Annotated in this window: 11 protein-coding genes; 4 read left to right on the top strand and 7 right to left on the bottom strand. The window is 68.2% G+C overall.

Translation table 11 applies throughout. The features are described 5' to 3' along the window. Window positions 1–52: 52 nt before the first annotated feature. The 7 genes from gyrA to dnaA form a co-directional block, all read right to left on the bottom strand. A complete protein-coding gene (gene gyrA / locus CG740_RS14945) occupies window positions 53–2,668 on the bottom strand; it encodes a DNA gyrase subunit A (protein ID WP_100575611.1) in 2,616 nt (871 codons plus the stop codon). Between the two features lie 44 nt (window positions 2,669–2,712). Next, window positions 2,713–4,776 carry a DNA topoisomerase (ATP-hydrolyzing) subunit B gene (gene gyrB, locus CG740_RS14950; protein ID WP_100575612.1) on the bottom strand — a complete coding sequence of 688 codons (2,064 nt, stop codon included), beginning with the start codon at window positions 4,774–4,776 and terminating at the stop codon, window positions 2,713–2,715. Between the two features lie 411 nt (window positions 4,777–5,187). Further along, window positions 5,188–5,730, bottom strand: coding sequence for a DUF721 domain-containing protein (locus CG740_RS14955; RefSeq protein ID WP_100575613.1), 543 nt, complete (start codon window positions 5,728–5,730; stop codon window positions 5,188–5,190). Continuing rightward, window positions 5,727–6,848: a DNA replication/repair protein RecF gene (recF, locus tag CG740_RS14960; RefSeq protein WP_100575614.1), complete on the bottom strand. Its 1,122-nt coding sequence runs from the start codon at window positions 6,846–6,848 to the stop codon at window positions 5,727–5,729. Before recF ends, CG740_RS14955 begins: the two co-directional genes overlap by 4 nt. A 42-nt stretch (window positions 6,849–6,890) precedes the next feature. Next, entirely contained in the window at window positions 6,891–7,766 is an 876-nt protein-coding gene (gene gnd, locus CG740_RS14965; RefSeq protein WP_100575615.1) for a phosphogluconate dehydrogenase (NAD(+)-dependent, decarboxylating), read from the bottom strand. 130 nt (window positions 7,767–7,896) lie between these two features. Continuing rightward, complete coding sequence (gene dnaN / locus CG740_RS14970) at window positions 7,897–9,027, bottom strand: DNA polymerase III subunit beta (RefSeq protein ID WP_100575616.1); 1,131 nt, start codon at window positions 9,025–9,027, stop codon at window positions 7,897–7,899. Window positions 9,028–9,964: 937 nt separating this feature from the next. After that, the gene (gene dnaA, locus CG740_RS14980) at window positions 9,965–11,779 is read right to left on the bottom strand and encodes a chromosomal replication initiator protein DnaA (protein ID WP_100575617.1); all 1,815 of its coding nucleotides are present in this window, start codon (window positions 11,777–11,779) and stop codon (window positions 9,965–9,967) included. 381 nt (window positions 11,780–12,160) lie between these two features. Between dnaA and rpmH the strand changes: the two genes are divergently transcribed. From rpmH to yidC, 4 genes are read left to right on the top strand one after another with little or no spacing between them, the layout of a single operon-like run. Next, the gene (gene rpmH / locus CG740_RS14985) at window positions 12,161–12,298 is read left to right on the top strand and encodes a 50S ribosomal protein L34 (RefSeq protein ID WP_006381191.1); all 138 of its coding nucleotides are present in this window, start codon (window positions 12,161–12,163) and stop codon (window positions 12,296–12,298) included. An 18-nt stretch (window positions 12,299–12,316) separates the two neighbouring features. Continuing rightward, window positions 12,317–12,688: a ribonuclease P protein component gene (rnpA, locus tag CG740_RS14990; protein WP_100575618.1), complete on the top strand. Its 372-nt coding sequence runs from the start codon at window positions 12,317–12,319 to the stop codon at window positions 12,686–12,688. Continuing rightward, complete coding sequence (yidD, locus tag CG740_RS14995) at window positions 12,685–13,020, top strand: membrane protein insertion efficiency factor YidD (RefSeq protein ID WP_078966182.1); 336 nt, start codon at window positions 12,685–12,687, stop codon at window positions 13,018–13,020. Before rnpA ends, yidD begins: the two co-directional genes overlap by 4 nt. 3 nt (window positions 13,021–13,023) lie before the next feature. Continuing rightward, on the top strand, window positions 13,024–14,313 hold the full coding sequence (gene yidC / locus CG740_RS15000) for a membrane protein insertase YidC (protein ID WP_100575619.1): 1,290 nt from the start codon (window positions 13,024–13,026) through the stop codon (window positions 14,311–14,313). Window positions 14,314–14,324: the final 11 nt, after the last annotated feature.

A 14,324-nucleotide genomic window follows, 5' to 3' on the forward strand; every position in this document is an offset into this window, starting at 1 on the left:
CACCGTTCGCTCCGGAAGCGGCCGCTCCGGCGCCCGTGGCTCCACTCACGCTTTACTCCTCGTGCTCCCCGGCCGAAGGCTGGACGCCCTCGGCAGCAGCCTCGGCAGTAGCGCCCTCGGCGTCATCGGCCCCGTCGACCTCTACGGCCTCGCTGCCCGCCTCGGCGTTACGGGCGATACCGACGACGGCATCGCGCTTGCCCAGGTTGATCAGTTGGACGCCCATGGTGTCACGGCCCGTCTCCCTGACCTCGTTGACTCGCGTACGAATCACACCGCCGCCGAGAGTGATGGCGAGGATTTCGTCCGTTTCCTCGACCACCAGCGCGCCGACCAGCGAGCCGCGGTCCTCCACGATCTTGGCGGCCTTGATGCCGAGGCCGCCGCGGCCCTGGACGCGGTACTCGTCGACGGGGGTGCGCTTCGCGTACCCGCCATCGGTTGCGGTGAAGACGAACGTACCGGGCCTGACGACATTCATCGAGAGCAGTTCGTCTCCCTCACGGAAACTCATGCCCTTGACGCCGGACGTGGCACGCCCCATGGGGCGCAGCGCGTCGTCGGTCGCCGTGAAGCGGATGGACTGCGCCTTCTTGCTGACGAGGAGCAGATCGTCGTCCGCCGACACCAGCTCCGCGCCGATCAGTTCGTCGTCTCCGCCGTCCGCGGTCTCGCGCAGATTGATGGCGATGACACCACCCGAACGGGGCGAGTCGTAATCCTTGAGCGACGTCTTCTTCACCAGACCGGCCTTGGTGGCCAGGATCAGGTAGGGCGCCGCGTCGTAGTCGCGGATCGCGAGGATCTGGGCGATCTTCTCGTCCGGCTGGAAGGCCAGGAGGTTGGCGACGTGCTGGCCGCGCGCGTCCCGCCCGGCGTCCGGCAGCTCGTACGCCTTGGCCCGGTAGACCCGGCCCTTGTTGGTGAAGAACAGCAGCCAGTGGTGCGTGGTGGACACGAAGAAGTGGTCGACGATGTCGTCCTGCTTCAGCTTGGTGCCCCGCACGCCCTTGCCGCCGCGCTTCTGCGAGCGGTAGTCCTCGGTCTTGGTGCGCTTGACGTAGCCGCCGTTGGTGATGGTGACGACGATGTCCTCTTCGGCGATCAGGTCCTCGATGGACATGTCGCCGTCGAACGGCACCAGGGCCGAGCGGCGGTCGTCGCCGAACTTGTCGACGATCGCGGCCAGTTCCTCACTGACGATCCCGCGCTGCTTCTCGGGCGAGGCGAGGATCGCGTTGTACTCGTTGATCTTCGCCTGGAGCTCGTCGTGCTCGGCGACGATCTTCTGGCGCTCCAGGGCGGCGAGCCGGCGCAGCTGCATCTCCAGGATGGCGTTGGCCTGGATCTCGTCGATGGACAGCAGGCCCATCAGGCCCTCGCGCGCCACGTCGACCGTGTCACTGCGCCGGATCAGCGCGATGACCTCGTCGATCGCGTCCAGCGCCTTGAGCAGGCCGCGCAGGATGTGGGCCCGCTCCTCGGCCTTGCGCAGCCGGAACTTCGTACGCCGGACGATGACCTCGATCTGGTGCGTCACCCAGTGGCGGATGAACGCGTCGATCGAGAGCGTGCGCGGTACGCCGTCGACCAGCGCCAGCATGTTGGCGCCGAAGTTGGTCTGGAGATCGGTGTGCTTGTACAGGTTGTTCAGAACGACCTTGGCGACCGCGTCCCGCTTCAGGACGATCACCAGGCGCTGACCGGTGCGCGAGGAGGTCTCGTCGCGGACGTCCGCGATGCCGCCGACCTTGCCGTCCTTGACGAGGTCGGCGATCTTCTGCGCGAGGTTGTCCGGGTTGGTCTGGTACGGCAGCTCCGTGACCACCAGGCACTGGCGGTTCTGGATCTCCTCGACGGCGACGACCGCGCGCATCGTGATGGAGCCGCGACCGGTGCGGTACGCCTCCTCGATGCCCTTGCGGCCCACGACCAGCGCGCCGGTGGGGAAGTCGGGGCCCTTGATGCGCTCCATCAGCGCGTCCAGGAGCTCCTCGTGCGAGGCCTCCGGGTTCGCCAGGTACCACTGGGCGCCCTCGGCGACCTCGCGCAGGTTGTGCGGCGGGATGTTGGTCGCCATGCCGACCGCGATGCCGGCCGAGCCGTTGACCAGGAGGTTCGGGAAGCGCGCCGGCAGGACCGTCGGCTCCTGGTTGCGGCCGTCGTAGTTGTCCGTGAAGTCGACGGTCTCCTCGTCGATGTCCCGGACCATCTCCATGGCCAGCGGCATGAGCTTGCACTCGGTGTACCGCATGGCGGCGGCCGGGTCGTTGCCCGGGGAGCCGAAGTTTCCGTTGGAGTCCACCAGCGGCATGCGCATCGACCAGTGCTGGGCGAGGCGCACCAGGGCGTCGTAGATCGAGGAGTCGCCGTGCGGGTGGTAGGTACCCATGACGTCACCGACGACGCGGGCACACTTGTAGAAGCCCTTCTCGGGCCGGTATCCGCCGTCGTACATGGCGTACAGGACGCGGCGGTGGACGGGCTTCAGACCGTCCCGTACGTCCGGCAGCGCACGCGAGACGATGACGGACATCGCGTAGTCGAGGTAGGAGCGCTGCATCTCCGTTTCGAGCCCGACGGGCTCGATGCGCAGGGCGAGGGCTTCCTCGGCGGCGGCTTCGGCCGCCGCGGCTTCAGTGGGCGTGGGAGTGTTCTCGTCGGCCATTGCTGGTTCTCAAGTCCTTTCGAAGCGGTCAGCGACAGACCGAGTCAGATGTCGAGGAAGCGGACGTCCCGCGCGTTGCGCTGGATGAAGGAGCGCCGGGCCTCGACGTCCTCACCCATCAGCACCGAGAACAGGTCGTCGGCCTGGGCCGCGTCGTCCAGGGTGACCTGGCCGAGCACGCGGTGCTCGACGTCCATGGTCGTGATGCGCAGCTCCTCGGCGTTCATCTCGCCCAGACCCTTGAAGCGCTGGATCGAGTCCTCGCGGATCCGCTTGCCGTTCTGCTTGCCGAGCTCCACGAGCGCGTCGCGCTCACGGTCCGAGTACGCGTACTCGAAGTCGTCCCGGCCCCACTTGATCTTGTAGAGCGGGGGACGCGACAGGTACACGTGCCCGGCCTCGACCAGCGGCCGCATGAAGCGGAACAGGAAGGTCAGCAGCAGGGTGTTGATGTGCTGGCCGTCGACGTCGGCGTCCGCCATCAGGATGATCTTGTGATAGCGGAGCTTCTCGATGTCGAAGTCCTCGTGGACCCCGGTACCGAACGCCGAGATCAGCGCCTGGACCTCGGTGTTCTGGAGGATCTTGTCGATCCGCGCCTTCTCGACGTTCAGGATCTTGCCTCGGATGGGCAGGATCGCCTGGTACATCGGGTTGCGGCCGGACTTCGCCGAACCACCGGCGGAGTCACCCTCGACGATGAAGATCTCGCACTTGGTGGGGTCGTTGGACTGGCAGTCCGAGAGCTTGCCGGGCAGCGACGCCGACTCAAGCAGGCCCTTGCGACGCGTCAGGTCGCGCGCCTTGCGGGCGGCGACGCGGGCCGTCTGCGCCTGGATGGACTTGCGGATGATGTCCGCGGCCTCGACGGGGTTGCGGTCGAACCAGTCGGTGAGGTGCTCGTGCACCACCTTCTGGACGAACGTCTTCGCCTCGGTGTTGCCCAGCTTGGTCTTGGTCTGACCCTCGAACTGCGGCTCGCCCAGCTTGACGGAGATGATCGCCGTCAGACCCTCGCGGATATCCTCGCCCGAGAGGTTGTCGTCCTTCTCGCGCAGCAGCTTCTTGTCCCGGGCGTACCGGTTGACCAGGCCCGTGAGCGCGGCGCGGAATCCCTCCTCATGCGTACCCCCCTCATGCGTGTGGATGGTGTTCGCAAAGGAGTAAACGCCCTCGCTGTACTGAGAGTTCCACTGCATCGCGATCTCGGCCGAGAGGAGTCGCTCCTTGTCCTCGGCCTCGATGTCGATCACGGTGGGGTGGATCAGCTCGCCCTTGCGCGAGTTGAGGTACTTCACGAAGTCGACGATGCCGCCCTCGTAGTAGTACGTCACCGAGAGGGGCTGCTGCTCCTCGCCCTCCTCCGCGGAGTCCGCGCCCGAGACCGCCTTGGCCGACTCGCGCTCGTCGGTGAGCGTCAGAGTCAGGCCCTTGTTGAGGAAGGCCATCTCCTGGAAGCGCCGCGACAGCGTCTCGAAGGAGTACTCGGTGGTCTCGAAGATGTCGCCGTCGGCCCAGAAGGTGACCGACGTGCCGGTCTCCTCCACGGCTTCGTTCTTGGCGAGGGGGGCCGTCGGGACACCGAGCTTGTAGTCCTGGGTCCAGCGGTAGCCCTCCGTCCGGACCTCGACCGCGACCTTGTAGGACAGGGCGTTCACGACGGACACACCGACACCGTGCAGACCGCCGGAGACGGCGTAACCGCCGCCGCCGAACTTGCCGCCCGCGTGCAGGACGGTGAGGACGACCTCGACGGCGGGCTTGCCCTCGGAGGGGATGATGCCCACGGGAATGCCACGGCCGTTGTCGATCACTCGTACGCCGCCGTCCGCGAGGATGGTGACGTCGATCGTGTCCGCGTGTCCGGCCAGAGCCTCGTCGACGGAGTTGTCGACCACCTCGTACACGAGGTGATGAAGACCACGCTCACCGGTCGAGCCGATGTACATGCCGGGGCGCTTGCGGACCGCGTCCAGACCTTCGAGGACGGTAATCGCGCTGGCGTCGTACGAGGCGGTGACCTCGCCGTTCTCGCCGACGGCAGTGGACGGGGTGTTCTCGTTGGGGTTGCCGGAATCGGCCACGAAGCGCCCTTTCTGGCACAGCACAAGCCTTCCCCTGTACAGGCCAAGGGCGGCTGCGTCGTTCAGCGATGGTCGGCGCCGGGCGCTGCCCCAGGGCAAGCGTCCGGCCGCGTCTTTCGGTGGGTCCCGCGAGGACGGCGGGATTATTGACCAGTCTACCGGTAGCGCCGACATGAATGGGGGTTTGCCGGTACCTGAGTCCGCATGTGCCGCCCTGGGCGGGCGCCTTCCGACTCCCCATATCCGGGGAGGGGCCCCAAGAGCCTCACACGGGCATTCAGCGCTTCGGCCTGTCAACCTCCGACTACGGTGAGGGACACCTCATGCCGCACACCCGTCACCGGAGCCCTCTGGAGCCTCGTTTTCGCACGTCACAGGGGGTACGTGCCGGGCCCACGCGGAGGCGGGCAGGCGGGCCTCGGCCCGGCGGCCGGCTCAGCCGTAGGTGTCGCCGGGCCCGGTGCTCCCGGGGGCGCGCAGCCTGCCGTAGCGCTGGGGCGGTCCGCTCGGGCCGTAGACCTTGATCAGCCGGACCGTGCCATGGCCGAGATCGGCGTTGATGCGCGCGACCAGCTGGGGCGCGAGCAGCCGCAGCTGGGTCGCCCAGGACGTCGAGTCGCAGCGCACGACGAGGACCTTGTCCTCCTTGTCGTACGGACCCGGAACCGTGTGGTTGGCGAGCTCCTCGCCGACGATCTCCGGCCAGCGGCCGAGCACCCCGGCCACCGCCGTCGGCGTCTCCCAGCCGCTCTCGCTGATCAGCCGGTTGATGGCGGCGCCGAGCGGCAGCGGATCGCGCCCGTCCGCACGCGCGCCGGACCGCAGCCCGCCGCCCCGGCGCGCCTGGTGCCGCTGCTGTGCGGCCTCGCCGCGCGCCCTGGCCTGCTCCCGGGCCGCGCGCAGCGCGACCCGCGCCAGGTCGATGCCGGACGCCTCCGGCACCTTCGGCTGCTCGGCGCCCGACGATGCCTCGCTCATACCCGTGCCACCTCGCCCGCCGCGACCTCGTACCGGGCGCCCGCGAGGATCCCCGGCACGTCGTCGTCCACCGCGGCCGTCACCAGGACCTGCTCACCCGGAGCGACCAGTTCCGCGAGGCGGTCGCGCCGCTTGGCGTCCAGCTCGGCGAACACGTCGTCGAGCACCAGGACCGGCTCGTTGCCCTCGGCGCGCAGCAGGTCGTACGAGGCGAGCCGCAGCGACAGCGCGTACGACCAGGACTCGCCGTGGCTCGCGTAGCCCTTGGCCGGCAGGTCGCCCAGGCGCAGCAGCAGGTCATCGCGGTGCGGCCCGGCCAGCGTCACCCCGCGCTCGATCTCCTGCTTGCGCACCTCCGCGAAGGCCGCGATGAGCTGTTCGTACAGCTCCTCGCGGGTGTGCCCGGTGCCGGGCGCGGACGGCTTGTACTCCAGGGCCAACGGGCCGCCGCCCGGCGCCAGTTGCTCGTACGCCTTGTCGGCCAGTGGCTGGAGCGCGGCGATCAGGTCGAGGCGCTGGGCGAGCAGCTCGGCGCCGGCCTGGGCGAGGTGCTGGTCCCAGACGTCGAGCGTGGACAGGTCCATGCCACGGCCGCCGTGCCGACGGGCCATCGCGGCCGACTTCAGGAGGGTGTTGCGCTGCTTGAGGACGCGCTCGTAGTCGGACCGTACGGCCGCCATCCGGGGCGAGCGTGCGGTGATCAGCTCGTCGAGGAAGCGGCGCCGCTCGCCCGGGTCGCCCTTGACCAGCGCCAGATCCTCGGGGGCGAACAGGACGGTCCGCACAATCCCCAGCACATCACGGGGTCTGACCTGCGAGGACCTGTTGATACGGGCCCGGTTGGCGCGGCCCGGGTTCAGTTCGAGCTCGATCAGCTGGGAGCGCTCGCCCTGGGTCACGGCCGCGCGGATCACGGCCCGCTCGGCGCCCATCCGCACCAGCGGCGCGTCCGAGGAGACCCGGTGGCTGCCGAGCGAGGCGAGATAGCCGACGGCCTCGACCAGATTGGTCTTGCCCTGGCCGTTGGCGCCCACGAAAGCGGTGACGCCCGGGTCGAGCGGAACCTCGACCCGGGCGTACGAGCGGAAGTCGGCCAGCGAGAGATGGGTGACGTGCATGGTGTCGCCGACCTCCCCCGGCTTACCTACTGCTCGGTGCGGCTACTTGGACTCGACCGCGTGGCCGCCGAACTGGTTGCGCAGCGCGGCGATCATCTTCATCTGCGGGGAGTCGTCCTGACGGGACGCGAAACGGGCGAACAGCGACGCGGTGATGGCGGGCAGCGGCACGGCGTTGTCGATGGCTGCCTCCACCGTCCACCGGCCCTCGCCGGAGTCCTGCGCGAAGCCCTTGAGCTTGTCGAGGTGCTCGTCGTCGTCCAGGGCGTTGACCGCGAGGTCGAGCAGCCAGGAACGGATGACCGTGCCCTCCTGCCAGCTGCGGAACACCTCACGGACGTCGGTGACGGAGTCGACCTTCTCCAGGAGCTCCCAGCCCTCGGCGTAGGCCTGCATCATGGCGTACTCGATGCCGTTGTGGACCATCTTCGAGAAGTGGCCGGCGCCGACCTTGCCCGCGTGCACCGCGCCGAAGTCGCCCTCGGGCTTCAGCGCGTCGAAGACCGGCTGGACCTTCGCGATGTTCTCGGCGGTGCCGCCGTACATCAGCGCGTAGCCGTTCTCCAGGCCCCAGACGCCGCCGGAGACACCGCAGTCGACGAAGCCGATGTCCTTGATGCCCAGCTCGACGGCGTGCTTCTCGTCGTCCGTCCAGCGGGAGTTGCCGCCGTCCACGACGACATCGCCGGGGGACAGGAGCTCGCCGAGTTCATCGATCGTGGACTGCGTCGCGGCGCCGGCGGGGACCATCACCCACACCACGCGCGGTCCCTTGAGACTGTCCACAAGCTCCTTGAGGCTGTGGACATCAGCGACGTCCGGGTTGCGGTCGTAACCGATGACGGTGTGGCCTGCGCGGCGGATGCGCTCGCGCATGTTGCCGCCCATCTTGCCGAGGCCGACGAGACCGAGCTCCATCACATGATCCTTTGACGTTGTGGCGTTTCGTACCCACGTCCGAGCCTACGCCGGGACCCTGGTACACACCTGCGGGGTCAGCCGCTCAGACGTACGCCCCGGGTGCCCGGGACGCACGTCCTCAAGCCACTCAGCCGGACAGGCGCACCGGCATGATCAGGTACTTGTACGCGTCGTCCGCCTCGGCGTCCAGGGCGGGCTTGCCGCTCAGCAGGGCCGGCTTGGTCGAGGTGGTGAAGGCGAGCTGGGCGACCGGCGAGTCGATGGCGCTCAGGCCGTCGAGCAGGAAGGTCGGGTTGAAGGCGATCGAGATGTCGTCGCCCTCCAGGTTGGCGTCGACCCTTTCCACAGCCTGTGCGTCGTCGCTGGAACCGGCCTCCAGGATGAGGACGCCCTGCTCGAAGCTGAGCCGCACCGGGGTGTTGCGCTCGGCCACCAGGGCCACGCGCTTGACGGCCTCGACGAACGGCGCGGTCTCGATCACCGCGACCGAGTTGAACTCGGTGGGGAAAAGAGTCCGGTACTTCGGCAGGTCGCCTTCGAGAAGACGTGTGGTCGTGCGGCGGCCGGCGCCTTCGAAACCGATCAGACCCTCACCGGCGCCGGAGCCCGAGAGCGCCAGCGTGACCGTGTCGCCGCTCGTGAGCGCCTTGGCGGTGTCCAGGAGCGTCTTGGCGGGGACCAGGGCGACCGCTGAGGCGTCCGGGTTCTCCGGCTTCCACAGGAACTCGCGGACCGCGAAGCGGTAGCGGTCGGTGGAGGCGAGGGTGACCGTGTCGCCCTCGATCTCGATGCGCACACCGGTGAGCACCGGCAGGGTGTCGTCCCGGCCGGCCGCGATGGCCACCTGGGCGGCGGCGGAGGCGAAGACCTCACCGGGAACGGTGCCCGTGGCGGTCGGCATCTGCGGCAGCGCCGGGTACTCCTCCACCGGAAGGGTGTGGAGGGTGAAGCGGGAGGAGCCGCAGACCACGGTCGCCCGTACACCGTCTGTGGAGATCTCCACCGGCCGGTTGGGCAGGGCGCGGCAGATGTCGGCGAGCAGACGGCCGGAGACGAGCACCGTGCCGTCCTCGTCGACCTCGGCGTCGACCGAGACCCGCGCCGAGACCTCGTAGTCGAAGCTGGAGAAGCTGAGCGCGCCGTCCTCCGCCTTCAGAAGAAGGCCCGCGAGTACGGGCGCGGGCGGACGGGCCGGGAGGCTGCGGGCCACCCAGGCCACCGCCTCCGCGAGTACATCGCGCTCCACCCGGATCTTCACCGGAACCGCCTCCTGCTGTTGCTGGCTCGCCCTGCTGGCTTTCGTCGTCGGCTGTATCGCCGGGGACCAGTCTGACGTACGCCGCTGACAGTCGGTGCGCGTCGGGGTCAAGTCGCGTCGAGCGGCGTCCGGAGCTCCGGCGGCCAGTTGTGCACAGGCCCCACTTCCAAACGGATTCCCAGCTAACTCTAAGTGGGAGTAGTAGTAGGGCCTGTGGAAACCGTGGATAACCCTGTTTGCGCAGGTCAAGCCCGCTTTTTTGTCCACTGCCCCTGTGGGCGGCACCGGTGGACAACTCGGGGTTTCTGTGGACGCCCGAAAGTTCTGCACATCCCGTGCACAGGACAGGGGTAGTTCTCCCCAGCCCTGTCCCCAGCTTTACCCCGGTTCCCCACAGCCCAACCCGTCTCCTTCGTGTGACGGCTTTCACTCGCCCCGGTGACCCCGGGCGTTTCGTTGCCGAACAGTGGACAGGGCTGTGGAGAAGCTGGGGACAACCGATCAAGAGCTGTGGGCCGCCGGTGGACAACTCAATGCACAGGCTGTGGACAGAGGATTCGTCCACAAGCTGTGGAGCAGCGATGCCCACAAATCCACAGGCTGTTGACCTGGGGTGATGGAGTATCAGCCGCCGAGCCTGTGGAAGCAATCTGGACAACTTCGCGGTCCCCAGGGTGTGGACGGAAGAAAGTCCCCAGATCTGTGGAGAACCCCCTCTGACCAGCCGGTATTCGAACACCGGAGTCGTCGTGGACGTCGTACGCACGCTCCCCTGGCCGTCGTACGCGCGGATTCCGGGGCCCCGCGGAGCCCTCTCCGAGCCGTTCCGGCGGCCTCAGGAGGTTCCCCACAAGCCCCGAGCGGGGCCCGGGAACGCCGAAGGGCGCCCGGAGAATCGATCCCCGGGCGCCCTTGAGGGGTGGCCGTGCCGGCCGCGTCAGCCGTTCTTGATGCGGTTCGTGAGTTCGGTGACCTGGTTGTAGATGGAGCGGCGCTCCGCCATCAGGGCGCGGATCTTGCGGTCGGCGTGCATCACCGTCGTGTGGTCGCGGCCGCCGAACTGCGCCCCGATCTTGGGCAGCGAGAGATCGGTGAGTTCCCGGCACAGATACATCGCGATCTGGCGGGCCGTCACCAGGACGCGGCTGCGCGAGGATCCGCAGAGGTCCTCCACCGTCAGACCGAAGTAGTCGGCGGTCGCCGCCATGATGGCGCTCGCGGTGATCTCCGGGGCCGCGTCCTCACCGCCGGGGATCAGGTCCTTGAGGACGATCTCGGTGAGCCCCAGGTCGACGGGCTGCCGGTTCAGCGAGGCGAACGCGGTGACCCGGATCAGCGCGCCCTCCAGCTCACGGATGTTCCGCGAGATCCGGGACGCGATGAACTCCAGCACCTCCGGCGGGGCGTTGAGCTGCTCCTGCACCGCCTTCTTGCGGAGGATCGCGATGCGCGTCTCCAGCTCGGGCGGCTGCACATCGGTGGTCAGGCCCCACTCGAAGCGGTTGCGCAGCCGGTCCTCCAGGGTCATCAGCTGCTTGGGCGGCCGGTCCGAGGACAGCACGATCTGCTTGTTGGCGTTGTGCAGCGTGTTGAAGGTGTGGAAGAACTCCTCCTGCGTCGACTCCTTGCTCGCCAGGAACTGGATGTCGTCCACCAGAAGGATGTCGACATCGCGGTACCGCTTGCGAAAGGTGTCGCCCTTGCCGTCGCGGATCGAGTTGATGAACTCGTTGGTGAACTCCTCGGAGCTCACGTACCGCACCCGCGTGCCGGGATAGAGGCTGCGCGCGTAGTGCCCGATCGCGTGCAGCAGGTGCGTCTTGCCGAGGCCCGACTCCCCATAGATGAAGAGGGGGTTGTACGCCTTGGCCGGCGCCTCGGCGACCGCGACGGCCGCGGCGTGCGCGAACCGGTTCGACGAGCCGATGACGAAGGTGTCGAAGAGGTACTTCGGGTTCAGCCGCGCGTGCGGCTCGCCGGGACCGCCCTGCGCGGGCGCCTGGCCGGACGGCGACGGCGCGAGGTGGCCGGAGCCGCCGCGCTGCGGGGGCTGCCCGTCCGGCAGCTCACGCCGCTCGGAGCGCTGCTCGTGCCGCTGCTGCTCGTACGGCTGCGGCTTGGGCTGCTCGTAGGAGCCCCGGCCCTGGTCGTACGGGTTGTGGTCCTGGTCGTACTGGCCGCGCTCGGGCGGCGGGGGCGAGCGGTAGTCGTGCTGGGGCTGCTGCGGGCGGCCACCGCCGTAGGGCTCGCGCCACTGCTCGCCCGAGGAGTCGCGGTCCTGGAAGCCGCCGAGGCGGGGCTGCTGCCAGAGGTCCTCCTGGGCGCGCGGCCAGGCGCCGGGCTCGGGGCGCTGCTGGTACTCGCCGGGGTAGGCGGGGCGGGCCGTCGGCAGGCCGTCGTCGGAGGGCCTGCCGTAGGGGTCGTCCTGGTAGCGCGGCTGCTGGGAGGGCTGCTGCGGGGCGGGCGGGGAGGGCTCGCCCACCGAGTCGTCGACGGTGATCGCGATGCGGATGGTGCGGCCGCACTCGCGGCTCAGCGTCTCGCTGATCAGCGGGGCGAGCCGGCCCTCCAGGACGCGCTTGCCCCACTCGTTGGGCACGGCGAGCAACGCGGTGTCGGCCACCAGCGCGAGCGGCTGGCAGCGCTCGATCCACTGCTTGTCCTTGGGCTCGATGCCCTGCTGCCCCTCCCCGAGGAGATGCTCCAGCACTCGTGGCCACACTGCGGCAAGATCGGCAGGTACATCAGCCACAGGGCACGCTCTCTCGCAGGTCCCACGAATGTGTGGTTCTCGGGACGGGATGGGATGGCACAGACAGACAGGCAAGGACACAACGGGAAAAGATTGGGAGTTCAGCCACGGTAGTCGGGCCCACTGACGTGGTTCAAGTTGTTGTCCACAGCCTGTGCATACCGGGGCCCGGCGAGCCCCCGGTTTGACCGGATGGCGTAGCCGCGCGTACCGTAACCAGGTCGAGTTGTCGATGGCTGCTGCCGCCTGCCTCCGATGGGCAAAGATCACGATCTGTGATCGTGAAGCGGTGCACACGGGCGTATACGCGAGCTACTCGTGGGCGCACGGTGACAGCCAGGCGATGTCCCGCCGCCAACGAATCATTTCTGGAGCCCCCGAGTGAGCAAGCGCACCTTCCAGCCGAACAACCGTCGCCGCGCCAAGACCCACGGCTTCCGCCTGCGGATGCGTACCCGCGCCGGCCGCGCGATTCTCGCGAACCGCCGTGGCAAGGGTCGCGCGAGCCTGTCCGCGTAAACAGCAAAAGGTCATGACGTGCTGCCTACCGAGAATCGGCTGAGGCGGCGCGAGGACTTCGCGACCGCGGTACGCCGAGGACGCCGGGCCGGTCGCCCGCTCCTCGTCGTCCATCTACGCAGCGGTACAACGGACCCGCATGCGCCTGGGGAGAGCGCTCCCCCGACGCGTGCGGGTTTCGTTGTCAGCAAGGCCGTCGGCGTGGCTGTCGTCCGCAATCTGGTGAAGCGCAGGCTTCGCCACCTCATGCGCGAACGGCTGCCTCAGTTGCCCCCCGGTAGCCTGGTGGTCGTACGGGCATTGCCCGGTGCGGGCGATGCAGACCATGCACAGCTGGCCCGAGACCTGGACGCCGCCCTCGCGCGGCTACTGGGAGGGGGCGCGCGATGAAGTACCCGCTGCTGGCCCTGATCAAGCTGTACCAGTGGACGATCAGCCCACTTCTGGGGCCCGTCTGCCGGTACTACCCGTCGTGTTCCCACTATGGATATACGGCGATCGACCGGCACGGTGCCGTCAAAGGCACCGCCCTGACCGCCTGGCGCATTCTGCGGTGCAATCCGTGGTCGCCCGGTGGCGTGGACTACGTGCCGGAGCGCAAGCGACCTCGGTGGCACGAGGCGCTGCGCGCTGCCTGGCGAGGTGACAAGGGCGGGCAGTCCGCCGCTGAGACCGAGACAAGCCCGGCCGCAGAGACCCCGCCCAATGCTCAAGGAGCCTGATTAGTGGACACGATTGCCAGTCTGTTCAGCTTTATCACCTGGCCTGTTTCCTGGGTCATCGTCCAGTTCCACAAGTTGTACGGCGCGATCTTCGGGCCGGACACGGGTTGGGCCTGGGGCCTGTCGATCGTGTCCCTCGTGGTGCTGATCCGTATTTGCCTGATCCCGCTCTTCGTGAAGCAGATCAAGTCGACCCGGAACATGCAGGCGCTCCAGCCGAAGATGAAGGCGATCCAGGAGCGCTACAAGAGCGACAAGCAGCGTCAGTCCGAAGAGATGATGAAGCTGTACAAGGAGACGGGCACCAACCCGCTCTCCTCGTGCCTTCCGATCCTCGCGCAGTCGCCGTTCTTCTTCGCGCTTTACCACGTGCTCGCCGGCATCGCCAACGGCAAGACCATCGGCGTCATCAACCAGCCGCTGCTGGAAAGCGCCCAGAAGGCCCACATCGTCGGTGCCCCGCTGGCCGCGAAGTTCATGGACAGCGCCTCCAAGGTCGAGAGCCTCGGTGCCTCGCTGACCGATGTCCGCGTCGTCACCGCGATCATGATCGTGATGATGTCGGCCTCGCAGTTCTTCACCCAGCGCCAGCTGATGACGAAGAACGTGGACCTGACGGTCAAGACGCCGTTCATGCAGCAGCAGAAGATGCTGATGTACGTCTTCCCGGTCATGTTCGCCGTGATGGGCATCAACTTCCCCGTCGGTGTCCTCGTCTACTGGCTGACCACCAACGTGTGGACCATGGGCCAGCAGATGTACGTCATCAACCAGAACCCGACGCCGGGTTCCAAGGCCCAGGAGCACTACCTGGACCGCCTGATCAAGAGCGTCAACGCGCACGGCGAGGTGCGGGGCAAGAAGCGCCGCACCATCGTGCAGGCGATCGTGGCCAAGGGTCCGGACCGCAACGACAACGAGCGCAAGTTCATCACCGGTCTCTCCAAGCAGGGCTACGCGGCTCAGGCCGACGGTTCCGTGGTGAAGAGCGACACGGCGCTTCTCGAAGCCGAGGGCGCGGCTCCCAAGCGCCAGCAGCCCAAGCGGCAGACCAAGGCGCAGCGCCAGGCCGGTGCGGTCCAGCAGGACGACGCGGCCGCGAAGACCTCGCTGACCAAGGACGCCGCCGAGACCTCGGATGCGGCGCCCGCGGAGAAGCAGGCCGCGCCGCAGGATGCCAAGCCCAAGCAGGACACCAAGCCGAAGCAGGGCAAGCCCACCGCGGGTCAGGCACGAGCCAAGTCGGGGCAGCGCAAGGGTCAGCAGCGGCCCAAGCACCCGACCAAGAAGTAAGAAGGAGTCCA

The sequence above is a fragment of the Streptomyces sp. CB01201 genome, assembly GCF_002803085.1.
Taxonomy (GTDB): Bacteria; Actinomycetota; Actinomycetes; order Streptomycetales; family Streptomycetaceae; genus Streptomyces; species Streptomyces hundungensis.